General features: G+C 69.6%; 27 protein-coding genes. 10 read left to right on the top strand and 17 right to left on the bottom strand.

Translation table 11 applies throughout. The annotated features are described in order from the left end of the window. Positions 1-9: 9 nt before the first annotated feature. Positions 10-1311, bottom strand: a complete 1302-nt coding sequence (locus tag AB0J69_RS34370; RefSeq protein WP_364125989.1) for an L-fuconate dehydratase — start codon at positions 1309-1311, stop codon at positions 10-12. Next, positions 1308-2153 carry a fumarylacetoacetate hydrolase family protein gene (locus tag AB0J69_RS34365; protein ID WP_364125986.1) on the bottom strand — a complete coding sequence of 282 codons (846 nt, stop codon included), beginning with the start codon at positions 2151-2153 and terminating at the stop codon, positions 1308-1310. Before AB0J69_RS34365 ends, AB0J69_RS34370 begins: the two co-directional genes overlap by 4 nt. Before the next feature lie 389 nt (positions 2154-2542). On the opposite strand from AB0J69_RS34365, the gene AB0J69_RS34360 reads away from it, so the two are divergent. Beyond that, entirely contained in the window at positions 2543-3727 is a 1185-nt protein-coding gene (locus AB0J69_RS34360; RefSeq protein ID WP_364125983.1) for a cytochrome P450, read from the top strand. Positions 3728-4001: 274 nt separating this feature from the next. Beyond that, the gene (locus tag AB0J69_RS34355) at positions 4002-4214 is read left to right on the top strand and encodes a hypothetical protein (RefSeq protein WP_364125981.1); all 213 of its coding nucleotides are present in this window, start codon (positions 4002-4004) and stop codon (positions 4212-4214) included. Here AB0J69_RS34355 and AB0J69_RS34350 read toward each other — a convergent pair. The 4 genes from AB0J69_RS34350 to AB0J69_RS34335 all read right to left on the bottom strand — a co-directional run bounded on the left by AB0J69_RS34350 (position 4139) and on the right by AB0J69_RS34335 (position 7344). Next, positions 4139-4987 (bottom strand): DUF559 domain-containing protein, encoded by an 849-nt coding sequence (locus AB0J69_RS34350; protein ID WP_364125979.1) that lies wholly within the window; start codon positions 4985-4987, stop codon positions 4139-4141. The genes AB0J69_RS34355 and AB0J69_RS34350 overlap by 76 nt on opposite strands. 367 nt (positions 4988-5354) lie before the next feature. Then, positions 5355-5765 (bottom strand): DUF2000 domain-containing protein, encoded by a 411-nt coding sequence (locus AB0J69_RS34345; protein ID WP_364125977.1) that lies wholly within the window; start codon positions 5763-5765, stop codon positions 5355-5357. Between the two features lie 177 nt (positions 5766-5942). After that, a complete protein-coding gene (locus AB0J69_RS34340) occupies positions 5943-6779 on the bottom strand; it encodes an SRPBCC family protein (protein WP_364125975.1) in 837 nt (278 codons plus the stop codon). After that, complete coding sequence (locus tag AB0J69_RS34335; protein WP_364125972.1) at positions 6772-7344, bottom strand: helix-turn-helix domain-containing protein; 573 nt, start codon at positions 7342-7344, stop codon at positions 6772-6774. The genes AB0J69_RS34340 and AB0J69_RS34335 overlap by 8 nt, the downstream gene beginning before the upstream one ends. Before the next feature lie 59 nt (positions 7345-7403). Between AB0J69_RS34335 and AB0J69_RS34330 the strand changes: the two genes are divergently transcribed. Next, positions 7404-8219, top strand: a complete 816-nt coding sequence (locus AB0J69_RS34330) for an AraC family transcriptional regulator (RefSeq protein ID WP_364125969.1) — start codon at positions 7404-7406, stop codon at positions 8217-8219. Between the two features lie 24 nt (positions 8220-8243). Here AB0J69_RS34330 and AB0J69_RS34325 read toward each other — a convergent pair whose 3' ends face one another. Continuing rightward, on the bottom strand, positions 8244-9269 hold the full coding sequence (locus tag AB0J69_RS34325) for a GDP-mannose 4,6-dehydratase (RefSeq protein WP_364125965.1): 1026 nt from the start codon (positions 9267-9269) through the stop codon (positions 8244-8246). 268 nt (positions 9270-9537) lie between these two features. On the opposite strand from AB0J69_RS34325, the gene AB0J69_RS34320 reads away from it, so the two are divergent. The 4 genes from AB0J69_RS34320 to AB0J69_RS34305 all read left to right on the top strand — a co-directional run bounded on the left by AB0J69_RS34320 (position 9538) and on the right by AB0J69_RS34305 (position 13698). Further along, positions 9538-10782 carry a glycosyltransferase family 4 protein gene (locus AB0J69_RS34320; protein ID WP_364125962.1) on the top strand — a complete coding sequence of 415 codons (1245 nt, stop codon included), beginning with the start codon at positions 9538-9540 and terminating at the stop codon, positions 10780-10782. Between the two features lie 19 nt (positions 10783-10801). Then, a complete protein-coding gene (locus AB0J69_RS34315) occupies positions 10802-11512 on the top strand; it encodes a class I SAM-dependent methyltransferase (RefSeq protein ID WP_364125960.1) in 711 nt (236 codons plus the stop codon). Further along, positions 11509-12570, top strand: a complete 1062-nt coding sequence (locus tag AB0J69_RS34310; RefSeq protein ID WP_364125958.1) for a prenyltransferase — start codon at positions 11509-11511, stop codon at positions 12568-12570. Before AB0J69_RS34315 ends, AB0J69_RS34310 begins: the two co-directional genes overlap by 4 nt. Positions 12571-12717: 147 nt before the next feature. Further along, a complete protein-coding gene (locus AB0J69_RS34305; RefSeq protein ID WP_364125955.1) occupies positions 12718-13698 on the top strand; it encodes a DUF1702 family protein in 981 nt (326 codons plus the stop codon). Positions 13699-13720: 22 nt separating this feature from the next. Here the strand turns inward: AB0J69_RS34305 and AB0J69_RS34300 are convergent, their stop codons facing one another. Continuing rightward, entirely contained in the window at positions 13721-14350 is a 630-nt protein-coding gene (locus tag AB0J69_RS34300; protein ID WP_364126046.1) for a class I SAM-dependent methyltransferase, read from the bottom strand. An 86-nt stretch (positions 14351-14436) separates the two neighbouring features. Between AB0J69_RS34300 and AB0J69_RS34295 the strand changes: the two genes are divergently transcribed. From AB0J69_RS34295 to AB0J69_RS34285, 3 genes are read left to right on the top strand one after another with little or no spacing between them, the layout of a single operon-like run. After that, positions 14437-14889 carry a pyridoxamine 5'-phosphate oxidase family protein gene (locus tag AB0J69_RS34295; protein ID WP_364125952.1) on the top strand — a complete coding sequence of 151 codons (453 nt, stop codon included), beginning with the start codon at positions 14437-14439 and terminating at the stop codon, positions 14887-14889. Further along, a complete protein-coding gene (locus tag AB0J69_RS34290; RefSeq protein WP_364125950.1) occupies positions 14886-15077 on the top strand; it encodes a ferredoxin in 192 nt (63 codons plus the stop codon). Before AB0J69_RS34295 ends, AB0J69_RS34290 begins: the two co-directional genes overlap by 4 nt. 24 nt (positions 15078-15101) lie before the next feature. Next, complete coding sequence (locus tag AB0J69_RS34285) at positions 15102-16190, top strand: Zn-dependent alcohol dehydrogenase (protein WP_364125947.1); 1089 nt, start codon at positions 15102-15104, stop codon at positions 16188-16190. A gap of 46 nt (positions 16191-16236) precedes the next feature. Here AB0J69_RS34285 and AB0J69_RS34280 read toward each other — a convergent pair whose 3' ends face one another. The 9 genes from AB0J69_RS34280 to AB0J69_RS34240 form a co-directional block, all read right to left on the bottom strand. Beyond that, positions 16237-16455: a hypothetical protein gene (locus tag AB0J69_RS34280; RefSeq protein ID WP_364125944.1), complete on the bottom strand. Its 219-nt coding sequence runs from the start codon at positions 16453-16455 to the stop codon at positions 16237-16239. A gap of 301 nt (positions 16456-16756) precedes the next feature. Next, the gene (locus AB0J69_RS34275; RefSeq protein WP_364126044.1) at positions 16757-17764 is read right to left on the bottom strand and encodes a sugar phosphate isomerase/epimerase family protein; all 1008 of its coding nucleotides are present in this window, start codon (positions 17762-17764) and stop codon (positions 16757-16759) included. After that, entirely contained in the window at positions 17761-18912 is a 1152-nt protein-coding gene (locus tag AB0J69_RS34270; RefSeq protein WP_364125941.1) for a Gfo/Idh/MocA family oxidoreductase, read from the bottom strand. Before AB0J69_RS34270 ends, AB0J69_RS34275 begins: the two co-directional genes overlap by 4 nt. A 17-nt stretch (positions 18913-18929) precedes the next feature. Then, the gene (locus AB0J69_RS34265) at positions 18930-19976 is read right to left on the bottom strand and encodes an ABC transporter substrate-binding protein (protein WP_364125938.1); all 1047 of its coding nucleotides are present in this window, start codon (positions 19974-19976) and stop codon (positions 18930-18932) included. Next, the gene (locus tag AB0J69_RS34260; RefSeq protein WP_364125935.1) at positions 19973-20980 is read right to left on the bottom strand and encodes an ABC transporter permease; all 1008 of its coding nucleotides are present in this window, start codon (positions 20978-20980) and stop codon (positions 19973-19975) included. Before AB0J69_RS34260 ends, AB0J69_RS34265 begins: the two co-directional genes overlap by 4 nt. Beyond that, positions 20980-22464 carry a sugar ABC transporter ATP-binding protein gene (locus AB0J69_RS34255; protein ID WP_364125933.1) on the bottom strand — a complete coding sequence of 495 codons (1485 nt, stop codon included), beginning with the start codon at positions 22462-22464 and terminating at the stop codon, positions 20980-20982. The genes AB0J69_RS34260 and AB0J69_RS34255 overlap by 1 nt, the downstream gene beginning before the upstream one ends. Before the next feature lie 24 nt (positions 22465-22488). Beyond that, positions 22489-23646, bottom strand: a complete 1158-nt coding sequence (locus AB0J69_RS34250) for an ROK family transcriptional regulator (RefSeq protein ID WP_364125930.1) — start codon at positions 23644-23646, stop codon at positions 22489-22491. 187 nt (positions 23647-23833) lie between these two features. Further along, entirely contained in the window at positions 23834-24706 is an 873-nt protein-coding gene (locus tag AB0J69_RS34245; protein WP_364125928.1) for an SDR family oxidoreductase, read from the bottom strand. Positions 24707-24757: 51 nt separating this feature from the next. Continuing rightward, positions 24758-25816: an MBL fold metallo-hydrolase gene (locus tag AB0J69_RS34240; RefSeq protein WP_364125925.1), complete on the bottom strand. Its 1059-nt coding sequence runs from the start codon at positions 25814-25816 to the stop codon at positions 24758-24760. Positions 25817-25856: the final 40 nt, after the last annotated feature.

Here is a 25856-nt window from a genome sequence, read left to right as displayed (position 1 = left end):
CCGGCCTGGTCATGTGCCGTCCCTCCAGACCTCACCGTCGGGGAAGGTGTGGGCGGCGATCGACTCCGCGTGCATCTCCGCGCTGAAGCCGGGCCTGGACGGCGCCACGTACCGGCCGCCGCGGATGACGACCGGGTCCACGAAGTGCTCGTGGAGGTGGTCGACGTACTCGATCACACGGCCGTCCATGGTCCCGGTGACCGCCACGAAGTCGAACATCGACAGGTGCTGCACCAGCTCGCACAGCCCGACACCGCCCGCGTGCGGGCACACCGGCACGCCGAACTTGGCGGCCAGCAGCAGGATCGCCAGGTTCTCGTTGACCCCGCCGACCCGGGCGGAGTCGATCTGCACGTAGGAGATGGCCTCGGCCTGCAGGAGCTGCTTGAACACGATGCGGTTCTGCACGTGCTCGCCGGTGGCCACCGCAACGGGCGCGATGCCCCGGGCGATGGCGGCGTGCCCGAGCACGTCGTCCGGGCTCGTCGGCTCCTCGACCCAATGCGGGTTGAACTCGCGCAGCGCGTTGACCCACTCGATGGCCGAGCCGACGTCCCAGCGCTGGTTGGCGTCGATCGCGATCGGGAAATCGGCCCCGCACACCTCCCGGGCCACCCTGAACCGCCGCCGGTCGTCGTCCAGATCGGCACCGACCTTGAGCTTGATCTGCCCGAACCCCTGGTCGAGCGCCTCCTTGCAGAGCCGCCGCAGCTTCTCGTCGTCGTATCCCAGCCACCCCGGGGAGGTCGTGTACGCGGGATAGCCCGTTTCCACCAGCTGCTCGATGCGTGCCTGCTTCCCCCCTTCCTGGCTCTTCAGGATCTGGAGGGCCTCGTCCTTGGTCAACGCGTCGCTCAGGTAGCGGAAGTCGATGAGCTCGACGATCTCTTCGGGCGACATCTCGGACAACAACCGCCACAGCGGCTTGCCCGCCCGCTTGGCCTTGAGGTCCCAAAGGGCGTTGACCACGGCGGAGATCGCCATGTGCATGACGCCCTTCTCCGGCCCCAGCCAGCGCAGCTGCGAGTCGTTGACCATGTCCTTGTACAGAGCGCCGAGGTTCTCGACGTCCTTGCCGAGCACGTACGGCTCCAGCGCGCTGATGGCCGTGGTCTGGATGTCGTTCCCGCGCCCGATCGTGAAGGCGAACCCGTGCCCCTCGTACCCGTCGTCCGTCCTGAGCACCACGTAGGCGGCGGAGTAGTCGGGATCGGGGTTCATCGCGTCGGAGCCGTCGAGCTCCCGGGAGGTCGGGAAGCGCACGTCGTGCGTCTCCACCCCCACGATCCGGTACGTGCCCGCGGCCGTCATGCCTGTCCCACCGTCTGGCGCTGCCGCCCCAGCCCGCCGATCTCCAGCTCCATCACGTCACCGGCCCGCAGGTAAGGCTGCCCCGCCATCCCCATCGCGACGCCGGCCGGCGTGCCGGTGTTGATCACGTCGCCCGGCTCCAGCACCATGAACTGGCTCAGGTAGCGCACGATCTCGGCCACATCGAAGATCATGTTCTTGGTGTCGCCGTCCTGGCGCAGCTCGCCGTTCACCCACAGGCGCATGGGCAGGCTCTGCGGGTCGCCCACCTCGTCGGCCGGCACCAGCCACGGGCCGAGCGGGTTGAACGTCTCGCAGGACTTGCCCTTGTCCCACTGCCCGCCGCGCTCGAGCTGGAACTCACGCTCGGAGACGTCGTTGGAGATCGCGTACCCGGCGATCACGCCGAGCGCCTCCTCCTTGCTGCCGAGGTAGCGGGCCTGCCGTCCGATGACCACGGCGAGCTCCACCTCCCAGTCGGTCTTCACGCTGCCCCGAGGCACGAGCACCTCGTCGTACGGGCCGACCATGGTGTTGCTCGCCTTCATGAACACCACCGGCTCGGCCGGCACCTCGGCCCCGGACTCGGCGGCGTGGTCGCTGTAGTTCAGCCCGATGCAGACGATCTTCCCCGGACGCGCGATGGGGGCGCCGATTCGCAGCCCTTCGGCCTCGACGACGGGCAGGGCACCGCGCTCCAGCGCGTCGCGGACGCGCGCCACTCCCCCAGAGGCGAGGAAAGCACCGTCGATGTCGGGCTCTCCGATGTCGCGCAGGTTGCCGGCGTCGTCCATGACCACCGGTCGCTCCTGGCCGACAGGTCCTACTCGCAGCAGCTTCACACCGCACCCTTCAGCTATACATCCGATGTCTCGTGCCTCGATGCTGGTGCGACGAGACGGAGTGTGTCAAGGGCGCCGAGATGGATACATCCGATCCGTGACCTCGGAATACACCCTTTGGAGCACCTTGTCTGCTGTGAACCGAGTTAACCGCTCCGACCGCCGATTCACCCGGCCGAAATCTTCTCCAGCAAAACATCGGACGACAAACAGACCCCATTCGAACCGGCGTATGGTCACCGCGAGGCGGCTTCGACCCCTGCCGGACCCATTTCCGGGCCCCGATGGAGGAGGAACGATCCACCGCCGTCCTTGACGACCGTACAGACACGTAATAGAACACGTTTCAGTACAGCGTAACCAAGCGCTTGATCAAGAGGTGAAACCGCGTGCACATCGACCTTGTCGACAGGGACCTTTACGCGACAGCCGGCCCACCCCACGACCAACTCGCCTGGCTGCGCGCGAACTCCCCCGTCCACTGGCACGAGGGCGAGCCCGGGTTCTGGGCCGTGACCCGTTACGAGGATGTCGTGCACATCTCGCGGCACTCCGACCTCTTCTCCTCCCACCGTAAGCTCGCACTCTTCGACGACCTGCCCGAGGACCAGATCGCGTTGCAGCGCCTCATGATGCTCAACCAGGACCCGCCGGAGCACACGAGGCGGCGCTCCCTGGTCAACCGGGGCTTCACCCCGCGCACGATCGGAGCCCTCGAACAACACATCCGCGACATCTGCGACGACCTCCTCGACAAGCTGACCGGCGAGATCGACTTCGTCACCGAAGTCGCCGCGCCCCTGCCCCTCTACGTGATCTGCGAGCTCCTCGGGGCCCCGGTGACGGACCGCGACAAGGTGTTCAACTGGTCGAACCGCATGATCGGCGCCCAGGACCCCGACTACTCCTCCTCCCCCGAGGAGGGCTCGGCGGCCGCCATGGAGGTCTACGCCTACGCCAACCAGCTCGCCGCCCAGCGCAAGGTCAACCCCAGGAACGACATCGTCACCAAGCTCCTCCAGCCGGATGAGAACGGCGAAACCCTCGGTGAGGACGAGTTCGACCTTTTCGTCCTCCTTCTGGTGGTGGCCGGCAACGAGACCACCCGCAACGCGGCCTCCGGCGGCATGCTCGCCCTCTTCGAGCACCCCGACCAGTGGGACCGCCTGGTCGCCGACCCGGCCCTGGCGAAGACGGCCGCCGACGAGATCGTCCGCTGGGTCTCCCCGGTCAACCTCTTCCGCCGTACGTCGACGACGGACCAGGTGCTGGGCGGGCAGGAGATCAAGGCTGACGACAAGGTCGTGGTCTTCTACGCCTCGGCCAACCGCGACACCTCCGTCTTCCCCGACGCCGACACCTTCGACATCGGCCGCGACCCCAACCCGCACATCGGCTTCGGCGGCGGGGGCGCCCACTTCTGCCTGGGCAACCATCTGGCCAAGCTGGAGCTCCGGATCCTCTTCGAACAACTGGCCCGCCGCCACCCCCGCCTGCACCAGTCCGGCGAGGCCCGGCGACTGCGCTCGAACTTCATCAACGGCATCAAGGAACTGCCGGTGACCATCGGCTGATCCCCCGCGCCGCCGGGGTCCCAGCGGCGCGTCGGACAGTCGCGTCGCAGCGACGGCAATGACGGCGCAGGCGAACTGGCACCACCAGTGGTGACGCGGCAATGGTGGCCATAGCCGTAACGGTGGCCGTGACGACAGCTGCGGCCGTGAAGTCGGCCGTGGCGGTTGCGGCGGCCGTCGCGCAGCCGTGGCCGCCGTCGTCACCGTCGCGCAGCCGTGGCCGCCGTCGTCACCGCCGCGTAGCCGTGGCCGTCGCGGTGGCGGTGGAGGAGACGTGACCGTGGCGGAGGACGTGGCGGAGGACGTGGCGGAGGACGTGGCGGAGGACGTGGCGGAGGACGTGGCGGAGGACGTGGCCGACGAACGGGGCGGTTGTCGGATGTGGTTGGTCGTGCTGGTGATGGGGGCGCGTCAGCGGCGTGAGCGGGCGGGTCCCGGCCAGGTCCTGACGAAGGTCCTGGCCGGGTCCCGGCTGGGTAACCGGTAGCGGGGTTTGCGGCGGGCTGCGCGGATGCGGGCGAGGATGCGGTTGGTGCGCTCAGGGCCCGGCTGCCAGCCGCTTTCGATCAATGCGTCGGCCACGTGGTGAAGGAGGTCGGCGATCTGGCCGGGGATGACGTCCCTCCGGACGGCGATCACCCGCCAGCCCCGCCGCCGTAGCTCCTCCCGCCGGTCCGTGTCGTGCTGCTGGTCGGCGATCGAGGTGTGATGCTCCTGCCCGTCGTACTCGACCGCGACCCTGAACTCCTCCCAGCCCAGGTCGAGGTAGGCGAATCGATCCTCTCCCAACTCCACCCTGATCTGGGTGGTGGGTCTGGGGAGGCCGCCGTCCACCAGGATGACTCTGAGCCAGCTCTCCCTTGGTGAGGCGGCTCCCCGGTCGGCGAGGCTGAGCGTGTCGCGCAGGCGCCACGTGTTGAGCGGGCGATGCCACAGGGCCTCCAGGTCGACTCCCCGACGGGCGAACTGGTCGAGGGCGGCCACGGCTTCCATGCGCGGCAGCCAGCGGGCGCAGTCGATGGCCGTGCGCTCCATCGTGGTGATCCGGATGCCCTTGTGCTCGGTGACGTCCTCGCTGAGGAGAGGGGCCACGTACGTCACGCAGCCCGGGATGGCGAGGTGGTCGGGGGCGGTCAGCTCGACGGGCCAGTCGGCTTCCGGGACGGGGAGGACCTGGAGGCCCCAGAGGTGCGCCGCCGTCTGGCGGCAGGCGACGACCTGTGGGACCACGCAGGTGATGCGGCCGGCGCGTGCGATCAAGGCTCCGGTGTCTGAGGTCGGGGGCTGTTGCGCGCCGGCCCACGAATGACTTGCCGAAGTGTCCGATGGCGCTGTGGGAGCGCCGGGATGGTGTGTTGGGGTGGGAGGACTATGGGTTGTGGTGGCGGGCTTGTGGGTTGGGCTGAGGGGATTGCGGGTTGCGCTGGCGGGATTGTGAGTTGGGGTGGGTGGTTTGTGGAGTGGGGAGAGGTGGTCTGGTGGTGAAGAGGACGGGGCGGGGAGCGGGTGGTTCATGGCCGTAAGGATGGTCCGGCGGGGCGGGGCGAAGGGCGGCCGAACGTGGTTCTGTGGAGGACGGGGCGATATCCACAGCCCAACACCCAATGCCGAACGTCCGACCGCAACCTCAGGGATGCAGGCGCAGGCCCTTCAGGACCTTGTCCACCCCGTTCTTCGCCCCATGTACGGCCACCCCCACCAGCTCCAGTTCCCCAGCCACAACCCCCCGCACAACCGCCCGGTTGTCCGTGTCGTTGCCGGTCTTGAACATCTCCTCGATGTACACGGCCACGTCCATCCCCCGCCCCACGGCCCTCTCCCGGACGCTCCGGAGCGACGCCAGGTCCGCCTCGTAGACGAGCACGGGCTGCCGGAACGTCGGCAGGTACGAGTTCCCCGACGCGTCCGAGTAGGGCTCCCCCACCATCCCGGGCACCCCGCCGGCCACGGCGCCGGCGAGGAAGGCGGTGACGTTGAGGCGCTGCCAGGTGGCCAGGTCCGACCGGACGACAATGCCGATCTTGGTGTCGAAACGCATGGCCGCCAGTCTCGCCGCCCCGCCCACTTCCGGTCTTGAACGCTCGTGCGCCCACGTCATCGTGAGCGCACGAGCGCCCCATCCAGCCTGCAAGCCCAGCAAGCCCGTCCGGCCCGACAGCCCACCCGGCCCAGCGACCCGCCCAGCCCAGCAGCCCAACCCACCCCGTTCGTACGCCTACGCCATGATGACCGGCTGCCAGTCGGGCACCTCCAGGTAGCGCCGCAGCTCGGCGAAGCCCGACAGGAACCCGCCCCAGGCCGCGTACGGCGGCCGCGCCTCGTCGAACCCGCTCTGCACCAGCGTCAGCCGCGTCTTCCCGCCGGACCCCGCCAGCTCCCACGTCCCGACCCCCGCATCGCCCCAGTCGACGGCGAACTTCCGGTCGGGCTCGAGCTCCAGCACCTTCGCCGGGTCGGGGTTGTTGTCGAAGCCGCCCATCGCGAGCCGCCCGCCCACGCGCGGCTCGATCTCGACGAGATAGCCGAACCACTTCGTCACCGCCTCGGACGAGGTGATCGACTCGAACACCTCCGAAGGCGACGCCCCGACCTCCATCTCGACCCGCATCTCCGTCGAGGTGTAGTCCTGCATCGGCGTCAGGGGCCGCCCCTCGAAGTGCTCGGCGAGGTTGGTCAGCACCTGGCACCAGTACGTCTGCAGCACCCCCCGGATGCTCTTGCCCGTGATGACGTCCTCGAAGTCGAAGTGCGTCTGCGACAGGGTCAGGATCGTCCGATCCGCCCCGTCCGCCTCCACCGTCAGCTCGGTGGTCGTCTCCTCGCCGTCGAGCAGCCACGCGAACCGCACCGTACGCTCGTCCGCGTGCAGCAGCCGCTGGTGCGGCGCGTCCCCCTCCGGCGTCGTACGCCCCCAGAACCCGAACCGTTCCGGCAGCTCCACCTCGACGTGCTCGGCCAGCCAGATCCGCATGGCGGCCGGGTCGGTCAGCGCGCGGCGCACCTGATCGGCCGGTGCCGGGATGCGGGCGCGAAGGATCATGGGCTCAGTCATCGTCTCTTTCTCCTCTGGGCTCTGTCTTGGGGTAGCAGGCCAGGGCCAGCTTGAAGGCGTCGCCCTCCGACCCGCCGTACCGGGTGAACAGGTCCTGCAGCAGGCCTTGCAGCTCGGTCAGGAACTCCTGCCGGTTCTCGGGCCGCACGTGGATCTCCCCGGACAGTCCGATCGACGGCAGCTCGGGGGCGGCCCGGTCGAGCGCCGCGATGTCGGCCTGGACCTCCTCCATCAGGTCGAGCAGGTAGCCGAGGCTCAGCTCGTCGCGGGCCTTGCGCAGCCCGATCCGCCCGACCAGGCGCGGCGACAGCCAGTAGGACCGCGCGCCTGCCTGGTAGATGCCCTCGTGGACCCCGCGCACCTTGCGCTCGGACACCAGCTCGACCAGCCCCGCCTCGACCAGCCGCTTGACGTGGTAGTAGACCCGCTGCGGCGTCTGCCCGAGCCGTTCGGCGACCTCCGAGCAGGTGCGGGGCTCGGCCAGCTGCCGCAGCACCTCCACGCGCTGCGGCTTGAGCAGTGCCTCGGCCTGCTCGATCTCTTCCAGATACAGGACGTCTCTCATCGCAAAAACAATCCTTTACGTAAAAATCCTCTTTGTCAATGCGGCGGCACAATGGAGGGGTGGCGCATGACTGGTCCCGATACTGGCGGTCACCCGACCGGCCGCTGGAGGCCATGCACGCCCACTTCGAGCGGCACGTCTACCACCGGCACAGCCACGAGACCTACTCCTTCGGGGTCACGGAGGCCGGCGCGCAGTCGTTCTCGTGCCGGGGTTCGGCGCACACGAGCGCGGCGGGCATGGTCATGGCCTTCAACCCGGAGGACTCGCACGACGGCCACGCCACGGACGCGCTCGGCTTCACCTACCGCATCGTCCACATCGGTCCGGAATTGGTGGCCGGTGCCCTGGCGGACGTGTCGGGCCGCCGTACGGGCCTGCCCCTCTTCGCCGCCCCGGTGGTGGCCGACCCCGCACTCGCGGGCGCGCTGCGCGCCCTGCACGCGGCCCTCCTCGACGGCGGCACGCCCGCCCTGCGCCGCGACGAGCTGCTCACGGCCACGATCGCGGCCATCGTACGGAGAGCCGCCGCCTCCCCCGTCCGGGAAAGGCGAGAGAGATCAGCCTCGGCAAGGGCGGCCAGGCAGCTCCTGCACGACCGCATGACGGACGACCTCACCATCGACGACCTGGCCAGGGAGACCGGCACCAGCCGGTACGCCGTCTACCGCGCCTTCCACGCCGAGTACGGCCTCCCGCCCAGCGACTACCAGCGCCAGCTCCGCCTCAGAAGGGCCCGCGCGCTGATCGCCGCCGGCACCCCCATCAGCGAGACGGCCGCGGCGACGGGCTTCGCCGACCAGAGCCACCTGACCCGCTGGTTCACCCGCTACTTCGGCCTCACCCCCGGCGCCTACCGCCGGGCCGTCAGCTGACGGGACAGGCCCGGGCCAGGCGCATCACGGCCAGGAGCTGTCCTCGTGGGGGTCGCCACCGTCGGTGAGCAGCCGCAGGTCCGACTCGACCATCATCGCCACCAGCTCGTCGAACGCCACCCGCGGCTCCCACCCGAGCTGCGTCCGCGCCTTCTTCGGCTCCGCGCACAGCAGGTCCACCTCGGCCGGCCTGTGCAGCGTCTGGTCGGTCACCACGTACCGCTCCCAGTCCAGCCCCACCGCGTTGAAGGCCGCCTCCACCAGCTCCCTGACGGACTTCATCCGCCCGGTGCCGATCACGTAGTCCTCGGGGTTGCCGGCCTGCAACATCAGGTGCATGGCCTTGACGTAGTCCCCGGCGAAGCCCCAGTCGCGGCGCGCCTCCAGGTTCCCCAGCCGCAGCTCGGTGGCCAGTCCCAGCTTGATCCGGGCCGCCCCGAGCGACACCTTCCTGGTGACGAACTCGGCCCCGCGGCGCGGCGACTCGTGGTTGAACAGGATCCCGGACACGGCGAACATCCCGTACGACTCGCGGTAGTTCTGCGTGAGGAAGTGCCCGTACGCCTTGGCCACCCCGTACGGGGAGCGCGGGTGGAAGGCGGTGCGCTCGTTCTGGGGCGTCTCGCTGACCTGACCGAACATCTCTGACGACGAAGCCTGATAAAAGCGGATCTGCCCCGCCGCGCCCGTCCCGCCCCGCGACACGCCCGAACACACGCGAATCGCCTCAAGCATCCGCAGGACGCCCATCCCGGTCACCTCAGCCGTGAGCTCCGCCTGCTCCCACGACATGGGCACGAACGAGATCGCCCCCAGGTTGTACACCTCGTCCGGCTGAACGCGTTCCACCGCCGAGATCAGCGATCCCTGGTCCAGCAGGTCACCACGCACGACCTGGACGTCCGCCAGCAGCCTGCGCATCCGCGACACGCGCGGGTTCGCCTGACCCCGGGCCAGGCCCCACACCTCGTATCCCTGCTCCAGCAGGTGCTCCGCCAAGTAGGAACCGTCCTGGCCGGTGATGCCGGTGATCAGAGCGCGCCTGGCCAAGGGGTCCTCCAACTATCACTGCTGGACACGGCCACCGACGCCGTGCCCTTTGGGACGGGAATGTACAGCCAAGCACCCCAATAGGGCATCAAGCCACCTAGAACACGTTCCACCGAACCACGCTCGGTTACGGTAACGTCGCAGTTCGCACGACCTGCGACGGCCATTGTGAACAATTCCAGCCGACCTACCGAATGGTAGCCTTCTCGGACTAAGGTCATCTTTCACGGTACACGCCCGACTTCGGGCCCTACCGGCGGAGAAAGGGGTGTCCGTGCGGGAACGAACCCTGCGGATCGCGCTTCTGTCCTACCGCAGCAAACCCACCTGCGGCGGCCAGGGCGTCTATCTCCGTCACCTGAGCAGGGAACTGGTCGCGCTCGGGCACCACGTCGAGGTGTTCTCCGGCCAGCCCTACCCCGAGCTGGACGAGGGCGTCATCCTGCGGAAGGTGCCCAGCCTCGACCTCTACCGCGACGAGGACCCGTTCAGAACGCCCAAGCTGCACGAATACCGCGACTGGATCGACTGGCTCGAGGTCGGCACCATGTGGACCGCCGGCTTCCCCGAGCCGCTGACGTTCACGCTGCGGGCCTACCGCGAGCTGAAGAAGCGGGTCGGCGACTTCGACGTCGTGCAGGACAACCAGACCCTCGGCTACGGCCTGCTCGGGATCCAGAAGCTGTTCCCCGTGGTCGGGACCATCCACCACCCGATCAGCGTGGACCGGCGCATCGAGCTCGAGGCCGCCAAGGGCGCGAAGAAGCTGACCATGCGCCGCTGGTACGGCTTCGTGAAGATGCAGTCCCGCGTCGCGCCCCGGCTGAGCCCGATCCTGACCGTCAGCGAGTCCTCGCTGGCCGACATCCACCGCGACTTCAACGTCCCCCAGGCCAACATGCGCCTGATCCCGCTGGGCGTCGACACCCGCTACTTCCACCCGCGCCCGGACAAGCCCCGGCGCAAGGGCTCGATCGTGGCCGTGGCCAGCGCCGACTCCCCCATGAAGGGCGTCTCGACGCTGCTGCGGGCCGTGGCGAAGCTGGCCACCGAACGCGACGTGAACCTCACCGTCGTGAGCAAGCCCACCCCGGGCGGCCCGACCGAGCAGCTCGTCCAGGAGCTCTCGCTCCAGGACCGGGTGCGCTTCGTGCACGGCATCTCGGACGACGAGCTGGGCGAGCTGATCGCCACCTCGGAGATCTCGGTCGTGCCCTCGCTGTACGAGGGCTTCTCGCTGCCCGCCGTCGAGCACATGGCCTGCGCCACGCCCCTGGTCGCCAGCCGTACGGGCGCGCTGCCCGAGGTCGTCGGCGACGCGGCCGTACAGGTGCCGCCGGGCGACGCCGAGGAGCTGGCCTCGGTGCTGCGCCGCCTGCACGACTCGCCGGAGGAGCGCGAGCGGGTGGGCAAGGCCGGATACGACCGCGTCATGGAGCGTTACACCTGGCGCGTCGTGGCCAAGAGGACCGTCGAGGCCTACCACGAGGCCATCTCGGCCCACCGGAAATGATCACAAGGAGAAGCGACAAGTGCTGACCGTGGACTTCGCCCGGCTTCCCGTGGGCCCCGGCGTGCGCGTGCTCGACCTGGGCTGCGGCGGCGGCAGGCACGCCTTCGAGGTGCTGCGCAGGGGCGCGGACGTGATCGCGTTCGACATGGACCAGTCGGAGCTGGACGGCGTGGCGGCCATGTTCGTGGCGATGGACAAGGCGGGCGAGGTGCCCGACGGCGCCACCGGCGAGATCGTCCAGGGCACGGCGCTGGACATGCCGTTCGAGGACGGCAGCTTCGACCGGGTCATCGCGGCCGAGGTGCTGGAGCACATCCCCGACGACATGGCCGCCATGAGCGAGATCTTCCGCGTGCTCAAGCCGGGCGGCACGGCGGCCATCACCGTCCCCAGCTTCCTGCCCGAGCGCATCTGCTGGGCGCTGGACGAGGACTACCACACCGCTCCCGGCGGGCACGTACGCATCTACACGCTCGCCGAGCTGTCGGCCAAGCTCAAGTCCACCGGGTTCGAGATCGGCCCGCACCACCACGCCCACGGCCTGCACGCCCCCTACTGGTGGATCAAGTGCGCGGTGGGCGTCAACAACGACGATCACCCGCTCGCGAAGGCGTACCACGAGCTGCTGGTGTGGGACATCATGAAGCGCCCGGCGGCGACCAGGCTCGCCGAGACCCTGCTCAACCCGATCATCGGCAAGAGCGTGGTCCTCTACGTCAGGAAGCCATGATCTCCCGCGGGGAGGTCGTCAGGACGGCCGAGAGCATCGCGGCGATCCAGCGGGACGACGGGGGCGTGCCGTGGCCGGAGGGCCACGTCGACGCCTGGAACCACATCGAGTGCCTGATGGCGATGTCCGTGGCGGGGCTGTCCGAGCCGGTGCGCCGGGGTTACGCCTGGCTGGCCCGCCACCAGCGCCCCGACGGCTCCTGGCCGATGAAGCTGGTCGACGGCGTGCCCACCGAGCTGGGCGGCGAGACCAACCACGCCGCCTACATCGCCGTCGGCGTCTGGCACCACCATCTCGTCACCGGCGACCGGCGCTTCACCGAGCAGAGCTGGCCGATGGTCAAGGCGGCGCTCGACTACGTGGCGGGGCTCCAGACCGAGCGCGGCGAGATCGTCTGGGAGCGCGACGCGCGGGGCCGAGCCTCGACGTACGCGCTGCTCACCGGCTGCTCCTCCATCCACCAGGGGCTGCGCTGCGGCGTGCTGCTCGCGGACGACCTGGGGGACCCGCAGCCGCACTGGGAGCTGGCCGCCGACCGGCTGGCGCACGTGCTGTCGGCCCACCCCGAGGCGTTCGCGGACAAGAGCCGCTTCTCCATGGACTGGTACTACCCGGTGCTGGGCGGCGCGGTGCGCGGGCGGGAGGCGTTCGAGCTGCTGGAGCGGGAGTGGGCCACGTTCGTGGTGCCGGGGCTCGGCATCCGCTGCGTCTCCGACCAGCCGTGGGTCACGGGGGCCGAGACGTGCGAGCTGGTGCTGGCGCTGGACGCGCTGGGCGACAGGGAGCGGGCGCTCGCGCTGTTCGCCGACATGCAGCACCTGCGGCACGAGGACGGCTCGTACTGGACCGGGTGGCAGTTCGCCAACCGCAAGCACTTCCCGCACGAGCGCTCCGGCTACACCGCCGCCGCGACCGTCCTGGCGGCCGACGCGCTGTTCGGTTTCTCGCCGGGGGCCGGGCTGTTCCGTGACATCGACGGGACGGCCGTGTCCGATCCCGAGGTGTGCGGGTGCGCCGCCGTACGGGTGCCTCCGCAGGGGGCCGACGAGGGTCGCTGACCCCGGGGCACAAGGGCTTTTGCGGGTTCTTTGCCGGGGAAATCCGGTGTGCCGCCGATGAAAGGCGCAATGCGCTTACTAGCTTCGTGTCTGGCCGTACGAGGCGTCTTCGGGGGAAGCGTGGGCGACACGGGCACAACATCGTTCTTGGACCAGGTCAGGACCGAGCCGACAACCGGGCCGACGCTGTCGCGGGCCAGAGGGTTGCGGAGGTTCCTGGCGAAAGATCCGCTGGAGTCTGATCTGAGCCGGCGCAGGTTCCGGCTCAGGGGCGGAGCACCGCGGACGGTCTTCACGAAGGCCGAGAAGTCCTACGTCTTCGGTTACAACGCGGTGATGTCGCGAGAAGTGGAGAAGGTCGAGGAGATTCCGGATGAGCAGCGGCCCTTCGGCTACGAGGGGGCGGCCGCTGCCTGCACCGTACTCGACCTGCTCACCCTGACTCGGGGCCGGCGCCTTCACGAGCTACTGGCCGGCCCCGCCCAACATCACCGCCACGCCGCCTACCTCGGGGCCGGGCGCGGGTACGCGTTGCTGCGGCTGCGCCCGGTCTGGGGTGCGCGGCGGGCCCATCCGCTGCTGCGGTGGCTGGCGGTGGACGGGTTCGGCTTCCAGTGGGGCCTGTCCAGGACCGATCGCATGGTGGGCGAGCGCACGATGCCCGACCTGCTCACGAGGGCGCACTGCGCGGTGTTCGACCAGGGGCTGGGGCGGCTGCTCTGGTACCACGACTGCGCCTCGCCCGACGACGTCGGCGCCCGGATCAGCGGGTATCCGCCGGCGCGGCGGGCCGACCTGTGGAGCGGGGTCGGGTTCGCGGCCACGTACACGGGCGGGGCCGAGGCCGACGAGCTCTGGTGGCTGACCGAGCACGCGGGGGCCGACGGGTTCCGCGCGTACCTGGCCCAGGGGTGCGCCTTCGCCGTGACCGCGCGGCTGCGGTCCGGGGAGCTGCCCGACCACGTGGCGCAGGCCGTACCGATCCTGGCGGACGCCGAGCCCGAGGAGGCGGCCTCGTGGACCGACCGGGCGCTCATCGCGCTCGGGCACGAGGCGCACACGCACGAGGACTTCCAGAGCTGGCAGTCGCAGACCCGCCGCTCCTGGACCCGCCGCCACCGCTACTGAGGGCCGCGCTGAGGCCCTCCCGCTAGATCCCCGGACCGACGCGTTCGAGGACGCGCAGCGAGCCCGTCACGGCCACCTCGTCGAACGCGCCCGACTCCAGCGCCCGCTGGTAGACCCGGTACGGGGCCTGCCCCCCGTCTGCCGGGTTCGGATAGACGTCGTGGAAGACCAGCGCCCCGCCCGCCAGGACGTGCGGCGCCCAGCCCTCGTAGTCGCGGGTCACCGGCTCCTCGGAGTGACCCCCGTCGATGAACAGCATGCCCAGCGGCGTGTTCCAGAGGCCCGCGACCCGCTCCGACCTCCCGACGATGGCGATCACCTCCTCCTCCAGCCCGGCCGCCGCGATCGTGGACCTGAACGTCGGCAGCGAGTCCATCTTCCCGAACCTGGGGTCCACCAGGGTCGGATCGTGGTGCGCCCAGCCGGGCTGGATCTCCTCGGAGCCGCGGTGGTGGTCCACGGTGACGACCACCGACCCGGCCTGCCGGGCGGCCGCACCGAGATAGATGGCCGACTTGCCGCAGTAGGTGCCGATCTCGCAGATGGGACCGACCTTCCCGTAGCGGCAGGCGGTCTCGAACAGGGCCAGACCCTCGTCGGGCGGCATGAATCCCTTGGCATGTTTCGCCGCGTACAGCAGCTCTGACGGCATCGTCATGAAGATGCACCCTAGCCGAACCGAATAACATTCCAGCGGACTCTTGCCGGGCCGTTCTGCAACCTGTTCTACTTGGCAGCGTGAATCAGCGCGCTCGCATCGCCATGTCGGACGACGACGTCACCTCGTTCCTGGAGAACTCGCGCAAGCTGCAGCTGGCCACCATCAACCCGGACGGCACCCCGCATCTGGTGACCATGTTCTACGGCCTCGACGAGGGCCGGATCGCCTTCTGGACCTACGGCAAGGCGCAGAAGGCCCGGAACCTGGCCCGCGACCCCCGGGTGAGCTGCCTCATCGAGACCGGCGACGACTACGACGAGCTCCGCGGCGTCCTGCTGTACGGCGAGGCCCGGCAGGTGGACGACCGCGACCGCGTCATGGCCATCGGCCTGTTGATCGCCCGCAGGATGACTCCTGGTGTGCCGGACGAGCTGCTCCGTCCGTACGTGGAGAAAACCGGCCTCAAGCGGGTCGCGTACGTCGTCGAGCGCACCAGAGTGGTCTCATGGGACCACAGGAGGCTGCGATGAAGGTCAAGGTGGACGAGCTGGTCTGCGAGGCCAACGCCGTGTGCATGGGGCTCGCGCCCGAGGTGTTCGACGTGGACGACGACGACCAGTTGCACATCCTTCTTCCCGAACCACCCCCCGAGTTGCAGGACCGCGTCCGCCACGCGGTCAGGTCCTGCCCGAAAGCCGCTCTGTCCTTCGAGGAATAGCCCCAGGCACGAGGAGGAACCCCCATGCGCGCCGCGATCCTGCACGCCGTAGGCAACGACAAGCTCGACATCCGGGACGACGTCACCCTGGCCCCGGTCGGGCCGACGGACGTACGCGTTCGGATCAGAGCCACGGGCGTCTGCCACTCGGACCTGTCGGCCATGTCCGGCGTGCTGCCGCAACCCGTGCCGCTCGTCCCCGGCCACGAGGGCGCGGGCGAGGTGGTCGAAGTGGGTGAGCACGTCTCCTCGGTCAAGCCGGGCGACCACGTGGTCATCAGCTGGCGCCCGGCCTGCCAGGAGTGCGACCCGTGCGTGGGCGGCCAGCCGTACCTGTGCATGAAGTACGTCATCGAGTCCTTCAGCAAGGGCAACTTCCGGCTCGGCGGCGACGACGCGACGGTGTTCGGGATGGCCGGGTGCGGCACCTGGGCGGAGGAGATCATCGTGCCCTGGCAGGGCGCGATCAAGATCGACGATGACGTGCCGTGGGAGGCGGCGGCCCTGATCGGCTGCGGCATCACGACCGGGGTGGGCGCCGCGATCAACACGGCGAAGGTACGCCCGGGCTCCACGGTCGCGGTGATCGGCTGCGGCGGCGTCGGCCTGTCCGTCATCCAGGGCGCCCGCGTCTCCGGCGCCAGGACGATCCTGGCGGTGGACCCGCTGGAGTCCAAGCACGAGCTGGCCAGGAAGGTCGGGGCCACGCACGCGGTGACGCCCGAGCAGGTCCCCGAGGCGCTGAACGAGCTCACCGGCGGCGGCGGCTTCGACTACGGCTTCGAGGTCGTCGGCAAGTCGGCCACGATCCAGAGCGCCTGGCAGATCACCCGGGCCGGCGGCGACGTCATCGTCGTCGGGGCGGGCGCGATGGACGACATGGTGTCGATCTCGGCGTTCAGCCTGCTGTTCGAGGGCAAGAACCTGCTCTCCAGCCTGTACGGCGAGGCGGACGTCCGGCACGACTTCCCCTACTTCGCCAAGCTCCACAAGACCGGCCTGCTGGACCTCGAGTCGATGATCAGCTCCCGCATCCGCCTCGGCGACCTGAACGACGCGGTGGCGGCCCTGCGAGGCGGCGAGGTCCTGCGCCAGATCGTCCTGATGGACTGACCCTACGGCCGATCCTCTCCTCGGGGAGGATCGGCCCTCGCCCCGCTCAGCGGCAGGATTCGATCCACCGCCGCACGTAGGCGTCGGCCTCGTCACGCGTGGCGACACGCCGCACCGGCGCCGCGTCGAGACTGCCCATGACCCGGCGCGGCGGCCGCACCGGACGTCCCATCCGGACGAGATAGCAGGACAGCCCGTCGCTCATCTGCCGCGCCATGCCGGAGACGAAGGCGTCCTTGCGATACCGGTTGATGGACAGCAGCATACGAGGACGCTTCCGCCCGTCAGCCTGTCGGGCACATAGGGGCGATAGACGCCCCCACGCCTGTTTCGCCTGCTCGGGGCATCCCACGCCGCAGACCACGACGCCTCGAGGTATTCCGCCACCCCGTTATCCGTTCACCTCTCCCGTCGGCGTGAAAGGATAATCCGTACTCTTTCACGGTCGCGGCGTGGATGAAAGAAAACCAGGCCCGACATGGCTCGCGGGCCGGCTGAGATCCCTACAGGGCTGTCCTACCTGCGGGGCGGAAGGCCAATGGGCTGCCCCCCGCCCCCGCAGGAGCCTAGGTGGTGGAGAAGGCCGCGTCGAAGGCCGTCGTCGGCGGGGTGATGGAGTTGAGCTTGCGGATGTAGCCCAGCGCCTCCTTGGCCCCGTCGAGCCGGTCCATCCCGGCGTCCTCCCACTCGATCGAGATCGGCCCCTCGTACCCGATGGAGTTCAGCGCCCGGAAGCAGTCCTCCCAGGGCACGTCGCCGCGGCCGGTGGAGACGAAGTCCCAGCCCCGGCGCATGTCCGCCCACGGCAGGTGGGACGAGAGGCGGCCCTTGCGACCGTCGCCGACCCGCACCCGCGTGTCCTTGCAGTCCACGTGGTAGATGCGGTCCTTGAAGTCCAGGATGAACGCCACCGGGTCCAGGTCCTGCCAGACCATGTGGGACGGGTCCCAGTTCAGCCCGAACGCCGGCCGGTGGCCGATGGCCTCCAGGGTCCGCACGGTGGTGTGGTAGTCGTAGGCGATCTCGCTCGGGTGGATCTCGTGGGCGAAGCGCACCCCCACCTCGTCGAAGACGTCCAGGATCGGGTTCCAGCGGTCGGCGAAGTCCTGGTAGCCGGCCTCCACCATGGAGGCGGGCACCGGCGGGAACATGGCCACCGTGTGCCAGATCGACGACCCCGTGAAGCCGACCACGGTGTCCACGCCCAGCAGGGCGGCGGCACGCGCGGTGTTCTTCAGGTCCTCGGCCGCAGCCTGGCGTACGGACTCTGGGTCGCCGGTGCCCCAGATGCGGGCCGGGAGGATGGCCTTGTGGCGCTCGTCGATGGGGTGGTCGCAGACGGCCTGGCCGACGAGGTGGTTGGAGATCGTCCACACCTTGAGGCCGTGCTTGTCGAGCTGGGCGCGCTTCTGCTCCACGTACGACGGGTCCGCCACGGCCTGGGCCACGTCGAAGTGGTCGCCCGAGCAGGCGATCTCCAGCCCGTCGTAGCCCCATTCCGCCGCCAGCCGGCAGACCTCCTCGAAAGGCAGGTCCGCCCACTGTCCCGTGAACAGCGTGACCGGTCTCATCAGTCCTCCACGTCCGTGTAGCGGCTACCCTCGGCCGCGCTGCGCTCGACCGCCTCCAGCACCCGCTGCACCCGCAGGCCGTCCGCGAACGACGGCGTCGGGTCGGCTCCGGAGGCGACCGCTTCCAGGAAGTCCTTGATCTCGTGGGTGAAGGTGTGCTCGTAGCCGAGGCCATGGCCGGGCGGCCACCAGGCGCCGACGTACGGGTGGTCGGGCTCGGTGACCAGGATGCGCTCGAAGGGTCCGCTGCCCTCGCTGAACCACAGCTCGTTCATGGCCTCGAAGTCGAAGGCCACGCTGCCGTGCGAGCCGTTGATCTCGATGCGCATCGCGTTCTTGCGCCCGCCGGCGAAGCGGGTCGCCTCGAACGAGGCCAGCCCGCCGCCCGACAGCCGGCCGATGAACAGCGCCGCGTCGTCCACGGTCACCGGTCCCCTGGCGGCGGAGCCGGTGGCGCCCAGCCCCGCCGACTCCGTCGCCAGCGGGCGCTCCTTGATGAACGTCTCGGTCAGCGCCGACACGCCCACCACGCGCTCGCCGGTGATGAACTGCGCGGCGTCGATGATGTGCGAGCCGATGTCGCCGAGCGCGCCCGCCCCGGCCTTGTCCTTCTGCAACCGCCAGACCAGCGGGAACTCGGGATCGATGATCCAGTCCTGCAGGTACGCGGCGCGTACGTGCCTGACCTCGCCGATCCGGCCCTCCTCCACGAACCGGCGGGCGAGCGCCACCGCGGGCACCCTCCGGTAGTTGAAGGCCACCATGCTCTTGCCCGTCGCCGAAGCGGCGGCCGCCACCATGGCCTCGGCCTCGGCGACGGTGTTGGCCAGCGGCTTCTCGCAGAGCACGTGCTTGCCGGCCTCCAGCGCGGCGATCGCGATCTCCGCATGGGAGTCGCCGGGCGTGCAGATGTCCACGATCTGCACGTCGTCGCGCTTGACCAGCTCTCTCCAGTCCGTCTCGATGTCGGCCCAGCCGAGCTGCGCTGCGGCCGCCTCGGTGCGTTCCTTCGACCGGCCGGAGAGCACCGCCATGTGCGGTGCCAGCGGCAGGTCGAAGAACGCGCCGACGCTTCGCCAGGCTTGGGAGTGGACGCGGCCCATGAAGGCGTAGCCGACCATGCCCACGCCGATGGTGGTTCTGTCTGACATGCAACCCCCGATCAGGATCAGGATTCGAAGCCGAGCGCCAGGTACTTCTCGACGTTCTCCTTGGTGATGGTCTCGGACGCGAGTGTGATCGACTGTGGCACCTGGTTCTCCACCAGATCACTCATGCCCTTCCCCTGTGCTATCAGACGCGCGAGCTTGATCGCCGAGGAGGCCATGGTCGGACTGTAGGTGACCGTGGCCTGCAGCACGGAGTTGCCCGACTGGATCTCCTTCATCGCGTTGAGCGAGCCGGCGCCACCGACCATGATGAACTCCTTGCGGCTCGCCTCGTTGATCGCGGCGAGCACGCCGACGCCCTGGTCGTCGTCGTGGTTCCAGAGCGCGTCGATCTTCTTGTGCGCCTGGAGCAGCGACGTGGCCACCTGGTTGCCGGTCTCGACCGTGAACTTGGCGTCCTGCTTGGCCGTGACGCTGAACCCGTACGTCTTCAGCGCGTCGGCGAACCCCTTGCTGCGGTCCTGGGTCAGCGGCAGCGTGGCGATGCCCTGGATCTCGACGATCACGGGGTTCGACACGCCCTTGTCCTTCAGCTGCTTGCCGATGAAGTGCCCGGCGGCCACGCCCATGCCGTAGTTGTCGCCGCCGATCCACGTCCGGTAGGCCAGTTTGTCGGGGAAGATGCGGTCGAGGTTGATGACCGGGATGCCCGCCTCGGTGGCCTGCAGCGCGACCTGGTTCAGCTGCTGGCCGTCGTTGGGCAGGATGACCAGCGCGTTCACCTTGGCCGCGATGAGCGACTCGACCGCGGAGATCTGCTGGTTGATGTCGTTCGTCGGCTCGACGGGCTTGAACTCGATGTCGGAATACTGCTTGGCGGCGCTCTCGGCGTTCTTGGCGATGGCCGCGATCCAGCCGTGGTCCGCGGCGGGGGCCGAGAAGCCGATCACCACCTTCGTCCCGGGCTGATCGTTGCCGCTGGCTGCCGGAGCGGGAGCCGGGGCCGCGCTCGTCGGCGAGGCCGCGGGCTCGTTGCTCGTGCAACCTGCTGCTAAAAGAACGGCTCCGCCGACGAGGAATCCCCGGCGCGCGACGTTGTCACTCATGGTGCTCTCTCCTTCAGGTTCCGCCGCTGGAGAAGGACGGCGACGACAATGATCAGGCCCTTGGCGATCAGCTGGTCGCTGGTGTTGAGCCCGTTGAGAATGAAGAGGTTCGTGATGAGGGTGAAGATCAGCAGGCCCAGGATGGAGCCCATGATCGTCCCTCGCCCTCCGGTGAGCAGGGTGCCGCCGATGATCACGGCGGCGATGGCGTCGAGCTCGTACAGGTCGCCGTGGGTGGACGAGCCCGTCGTGGTGCGCGCCATGATGAGGATGGCGGCGATGCCGCAGCACAGCCCCGACAGCGCGTAGAGCAGCATCGTGTGCTTGCGTACGTCGATCCCGGCCAGGCGGGCCGCCTCGGGGTTGCCGCCGACCGCGTACGTGCGCCGCCCGAAGGTCGTGCGGTTGAGCACGACCCACCCGAGCACCACCACCAGGGCGAAGATGTAGACCAGCAGGGGGATGCCGGCCAGGCGCGTGGTCGACAGGTCCACGAGGGCCGTGTTGTCCGACTGGATGAGCTGGGTCTTGCGGTCGGACATGCGCTGTGCCAGCCCGCGGGCGGCCACCAGCATGGCCAGCGTGGCGATGAACGGCACCAGCCGCCCGTACGCGATCAGCAGTCCGTTGACCAGCCCCGCCCCCGTGCCGACGAGGATGGCGCAGATCGCCATCACCACCGGCCCGTACGACTGCGTGGCCAGCGTCGTCGCCCACACGCTGGCCAGGGCCATCACGGCCCCCACCGACAGGTCGATGCCGCCGCCGATGATCACGAACGTGGCCCCGACCGTGATCACGCCGATCGTGGCGGCCAGGGACAGGATGCTGACCAGGTTCGAGGCGGTGGCGAAGTTGTCGGGCCGGGTGACCAGGCCGACCACGACCAGCAGGGCGATCGCTCCGAAGAGGCCCAGATGCCGCATCTCGCCCAGGCCCCACGTCGATCTCAGTACCGGCGCGACCGCCTTCCCGGCGGGCCGATCCGTCGTGGGCTCGCTCATCACGCCGCCCTCCCATTCATGATCATGTCAAGTACGCGGTGCTCGTCCAGCTCAGCCGCCTCTCCTTCATGGATGACCGACCCCTCGCGCAGCACCAGCACCCGGTCGGCCAGGCCCAGCACCTCCGGCACCTCGCTGGAGACCAGCAGCACGCCGATGCCCTTCGCGGCCAGGTCGTGGATCACGGCGTACAGCTCGGCCCTGGCCCCCACGTCCACGCCGCGGGTCGGCTCGTCGAGCAGGAGCAGCTTGCGGCCGCCGAGCAGCCAGCGGGCGAGCACGGCCTTCTGTTGGTTACCGCCCGACAGGTTCCTGATCGGTCGTTCGGGGTCAGGTGGTCGGATGTCCAGCATTTCCGACAGGCGCTTGGCCTCGCTCCGCTCCCGCTTGCGGTCGATCCAGCCGAACCTGGAGAAGGCCGGCAGGGTGCCCAGCGTGATGTTCGCCGTGACGCTCTGGTCGAGGATCAGGGCCTGGGCCTTGCGTTCCTCGGGGGCCAGGCCCATGCCGTTCCTGACCATGCTGACGACGCCGCGGCGTACCGGGCGGCCTTCGAGCAGGACGCGGCCCGAGGCGGGGCGGGCGCCGTACACGGCCTCCAGGATCTCCGAGCGGCCCGAGCCGACGAGCCCGGCCAGGCCCACGATCTCGCCCGCCCGCACGGAGAACGAGACGTCGGCGAACACTCCGGGCGAGGTCAGGCCCTCGACGCGGAGCACCTCCTCGCCCGGCTCGCGCCCGCCCCTGGGCGGGAAGACGTACTCGACGTTCCTTCCCGTCATGAGGGAGACGATCTGCGTGGTCGGGGTGTCGCGGGCGGGCAGGCCGACGGCGACCGTACGGCCGTCCTTCAGCACCGTGACCCGGTCGCCGATCTCGCGGATCTCCTCCAGGCGGTGGGAGATGTAGACCACGGCCACACCCTGGGCGGTGAGCTCGCGGATGATGCGGAAGAGGTTGGCCACCTCGTCGTGCGCGAGGGCGGCCGACGGCTCGTCCATGATGATCAGGCGGGCGTCGTGGGAGAGCGCGCGGGCCATCGAGACGACCTGCTTGGCCGCCGGCGACAGCCGCCCGACCTCGGCCGACGGCCGGATCTCGGGGTGGCCCAGCCGTTCCAGCACCTCGCGGGCGGCGCGGCGGCCGGCGGCCCGGTTCACGAAGCCCAGGCGGGCGTGCTCGTGGCCGAGGAAGATGTTCTCGGCCACGCTGAGCCCGTCGACCAGGTCGAGTTCCTGGTAGATGGTGGCGAAGCCGAGCTTGATGGCGTCGATGGGGCTGCCGGGGCGCACTTCCGCGCCGTTGAACAGGATCGTGCCCTCGTCCGGCTGATGGACTCCGGCCAGCACCTTGATCAATGTGGATTTGCCGGCGCCGTTCTGGCCGAGCAGGCAGTGCACCTCGCCTGCTCGTACGTCCAGGTCGACCCCGTCCAGCGCGCGCACGCCGGGGAACTGCTTGACGATGCCCTGCATGACCAGCATCGGGAAGTCCCTTCAGGCGTTGTATCAGGCGTTGACGATGCGGTTGATGTTGTCCGGTGACAGGTAGTGCTCGATGGCGAGGATCCCGGCGCCGAGTGTGGCGGCGTTGATCCCCGTACGGCTCGGAGTGATCGACAGGTGGTGCGTGGCCAGCGGGAGCGACCTGCGGTAGACCGTCTCCCTGATCCCGGCCAGGAGGTGCTCGTGCACCCGCGACAGCGCGCCGCCGATGACGATGACCTCGGGGTTGAAGAAGTTGACCAGGCTGGCCAGCACCTCACCGATGAGCCGGCCCGCCTCCCTGACCAGGCGCAGCGCCTGGGTGTTGCCCGACTGCACGAGCGCCACGACGTCGGCGCCCGACTCCGCCGGCAGCCCCAGCTCGGTCAGCCGCCGCGCGATCGCGGCGCCGCCGGCCACGGCCTCCAGGCAGGCGCTGTTGCCGCACCGGCAGCCGGCGTCCTCGTGGCCGCTGACCCGGATGTGCCCGATGTCGCCGGCCGAACCCTGGGCGCCCCTGTGCAGCTTGCCCTCCGCCATGATCCCGCAGCCGATGCCGGTGCCGACCTTGACGAACAGCAGGTGACTGGTGCCGGCGAAGGCGTTGCGGTGCTCGCCCAGCGCCATCACGTTGACGTCGTTGTCCACCAGGACCTCGACGCCCGCGAAGTACTCGGGGACGGGATAGTCGTTCCACCCCGGCATGATCGGCGGGTTGTTCGGCCGTCCCGTCGCGAACTCCACCGGCCCCGGGACCCCGATCCCGACCGCCCGCAGCGCCGCACGGGGGCGTCCCACCCGGCCGAGCAGGTGGTCGAGCCGCTGGTCGACATGGGCGAGCACCTTCTCGGGGCCCTCGCCGATCAGCAGCCCGTCCTCGCACTCGGCCAGCACGTTGCCGGAGATGTCCATCAGCGCGACCCGGCAGTGCGTGGCGCCCAGGTCCACGCCCGCGAAGGCGTGGTCCTCGGTGTGCAGGCGCAACTGGCGCGGTGGGCGGCCGCCGGTGGACTCGCCGCTCTCGGTCTCCTCGACCAGGCCGCGCTCGATCAGCGCGTCCACACGCTGGGAGATCGTGGATCTGGCCAGGCCGGTAAGCCTCGCCAGATCGGAACGGGTCGTTGCGGAGCCCGCGCTGATCAGCGTCAGCACGTCGCCGGCCGAGCCCGGCTGGGGGGTCATGTCGCGACAATAAGATCACCGATGCGGCAAATCAAGAGTGAGAATCGACCAAACTCCCCCAACTTCCGCCGAAGATCGAACAAAGCCCGCTTTCACCGACATTTCGGCACTTGTCGCGGCATGCGAAAGCGCCGGCCCCCTCGTACGAGGAGACCGGCGCCGCATGGGTCCCGTCCAGAGCCCCGTCCTAGAGCATCGCCTTCATGGAGTCGGCCGCCGTCAGCACGTACGGCTGCTCGGCCATCACCGACTCCCAGTTGTCCGCGATCGCCTCGGGCGTGAGGTCGTCGGTCTTCCAGCCCGGCCCCTCCGCCACGAACACCCGCGCCACCCGGCCGCCGCCGACGCTGAACACCTCGCCGCTGGCCTCGCACGACTCGTGCACGAGGTACGCCACCAGCGCGCTCACCCGCTCCGGCGTGAACTTGGCCTCGAACTCGGCAGGCAGCAGGGCCTCCGTCATCCGGGTCCAGGCGATGGGGGCGATCGCGTTGGCCCTGATGCCGCTGCGCGCGCCCTCGATCCCGAGCGTCTTGGTCAGGCCCACCAGGCCCATCTTGGCGGTGGAGTAGTTGGCCTGGCCGAAGTTGCCGAACAGCCCGGCGGGGCTGGAGGTGTTGACGATCCGCCCGTAGCCGGCCTCCTTCATCAGCGGGTAGGCGGCCTGGCTGACCAGGTAGGAGCCGCGTACGTGCACGGCCAGCACCCCGTCGAAGTCCTCGACCGTCATCTTCCCGAACGACTTGTCCCGGAGGATGCCCGCGTTGTTGACGACGATGTCGACCCTGCCGTACGCGTCCACGGCCGCCTGCACGACGGCCCTGGCGCCCTCGGGCGTGGCGATGTTGTCGGCGTTCGCCACGGCCTGGCCGCCGTTCTTCGTGATGAGATCGACGACTTCGGCGGCGGGCCCCGCCGAGGCGCCCGTGCCGTCGAGCGCGCCTCCGAGGTCGTTCACCACGACCTTGGCACCCCTCTCGGCGAGCATGAGCGCGTGCGACTTCCCGAGGCCGTGCCCGGCCCCCGTGATGATCGCGACCCTGTCATCGAACCGAAGCATCGAACCTCCTACGCAGGAGAACAACATTCTAGTACGAGTACGATAACCGCCTCAGGCCGGTCGCCACAGGTCCGGCTCACCAGGTTCCCTGATCACCCGGCCCTTCGCCTCCAGCCAGGCCAGGTGCGCCAGGGTCTCGTTGTTGGCCGAGCGACGCATGAACGGCGGGATCGTCTCCCACGGCCGCGACCAGGTCAACCGCGTGGCCACCTCCCAGCAGGCGACCCCGTCGAGCGCGCCCACGACGCCCTCGATCTCGGCCAGCCGCGCGTCGTGGTGGGCCATCACGGTGTCCACCCGCTCGGCCAGCTCCAGGAACCGGAATTCATGCGCCGGCAGCACCTCCTCCACCTCCAGCTTGCGCACGGCGGCCAGCGAGTCGAGGTAGTCGGCCAGCGGGTTCGGCCCCGACTGGGGGTGCACGGCCACGATGGGCGTGATCTTCGCCAGCACGTGGTCGCCGGAGAACAGCACCCTGCGTTCCGGCGAGACGAAGCACAGGTGCCCCGGCGAGTGGCCGGGCGTCCAGACGGCCCGCAGGTCCCAGCCCGGCAGGCCGAGGTCGTCGCCGTCCTCGACCAGGCGGTCGGGCTTGGCCATCGAGACCATGTGCCGGATCATCATGGAGGCCCCGGCCAGCTCGTCCAGCGTCAGCTCGGGGACGCCGCAGCGCCGCAGCAGCGCCCGTTCCCGCTGGACCAGGGAGTCGATGGCCTCGTCGTCGTACCGCTCGCGGACCAGGCGGGCGTCGGCCGGGTGCAGCGCGATCCAGGCGCCCGACATCTCGCGCACGCGCCCCGCGAGCCCGTAGTGGTCGGGGTGGATATGGGTGACGAGCACACCCTTGACGTCGGTGATCTCGTAACCGGCCACGCCCAGGCCGGCCACGAGCGCGTCGTACGCCTCGTCCGTGTTCCAGCCGGCGTCGATGATCGCCACGCCGTCGGCCAGCTCGAGGACGTAGACCAGCACGTACCGGAGGGGGTTGATGGGGATCGGCACCGGGACCGACCACAGCCCCGGGCGTACCCGCTCGACTTCGGGGATGGCCCCGCCGACCCACGCCTCTCGCTGTGCCGCGTTCGAGGGTGTCACTACGAATTTCGCCACATGCCCGAATATAGTTCTGTATCCGAATCGTGTTCTACTA

Origin of the sequence: Nonomuraea sp. NPDC049709 (assembly GCF_040674815.1) — a bacterium.
Lineage (GTDB): Bacteria > Actinomycetota > Actinomycetes > Streptosporangiales > Streptosporangiaceae > Nonomuraea.
This window is presented reverse-complemented; position numbering and strand designations above follow the sequence as displayed.

Excerpts from the sequence above, each read along its gene's own strand:
- AB0J69_RS34370 (WP_364125989.1), bottom strand. The coding sequence starts at position 1,311 with ATGACGGCCGCGGGCACGTACCGGATCGTGGGGGTGGAGACGCACGAC.
- AB0J69_RS34345 (WP_364125977.1), bottom strand. The coding sequence starts at position 5,765 with ATGCGTTTCGACACCAAGATCGGCATTGTCGTCCGGTCGGACCTGGCC.
- AB0J69_RS34340 (WP_364125975.1), bottom strand. The coding sequence starts at position 6,779 with ATGACTGAGCCCATGATCCTTCGCGCCCGCATCCCGGCACCGGCCGAT.
- AB0J69_RS34335 (WP_364125972.1), bottom strand. The coding sequence starts at position 7,344 with ATGAGAGACGTCCTGTATCTGGAAGAGATCGAGCAGGCCGAGGCACTG.
- AB0J69_RS34310 (WP_364125958.1), top strand. The coding sequence starts at position 11,509 with ATGATCTCCCGCGGGGAGGTCGTCAGGACGGCCGAGAGCATCGCGGCG.
- AB0J69_RS34300 (WP_364126046.1), bottom strand. The coding sequence starts at position 14,350 with ATGCCGTCAGAGCTGCTGTACGCGGCGAAACATGCCAAGGGATTCATG.
- AB0J69_RS34290 (WP_364125950.1), top strand. The coding sequence starts at position 14,886 with ATGAAGGTCAAGGTGGACGAGCTGGTCTGCGAGGCCAACGCCGTGTGC.
- AB0J69_RS34285 (WP_364125947.1), top strand. The coding sequence starts at position 15,102 with ATGCGCGCCGCGATCCTGCACGCCGTAGGCAACGACAAGCTCGACATC.
- AB0J69_RS34280 (WP_364125944.1), bottom strand. The coding sequence starts at position 16,455 with ATGCTGCTGTCCATCAACCGGTATCGCAAGGACGCCTTCGTCTCCGGC.
- AB0J69_RS34270 (WP_364125941.1), bottom strand. The coding sequence starts at position 18,912 with ATGTCAGACAGAACCACCATCGGCGTGGGCATGGTCGGCTACGCCTTC.
- AB0J69_RS34265 (WP_364125938.1), bottom strand. The coding sequence starts at position 19,976 with ATGAGTGACAACGTCGCGCGCCGGGGATTCCTCGTCGGCGGAGCCGTT.
- AB0J69_RS34260 (WP_364125935.1), bottom strand. The coding sequence starts at position 20,980 with ATGAGCGAGCCCACGACGGATCGGCCCGCCGGGAAGGCGGTCGCGCCG.
- AB0J69_RS34255 (WP_364125933.1), bottom strand. The coding sequence starts at position 22,464 with ATGCTGGTCATGCAGGGCATCGTCAAGCAGTTCCCCGGCGTGCGCGCG.
- AB0J69_RS34250 (WP_364125930.1), bottom strand. The coding sequence starts at position 23,646 with ATGACCCCCCAGCCGGGCTCGGCCGGCGACGTGCTGACGCTGATCAGC.
- AB0J69_RS34245 (WP_364125928.1), bottom strand. The coding sequence starts at position 24,706 with ATGCTTCGGTTCGATGACAGGGTCGCGATCATCACGGGGGCCGGGCAC.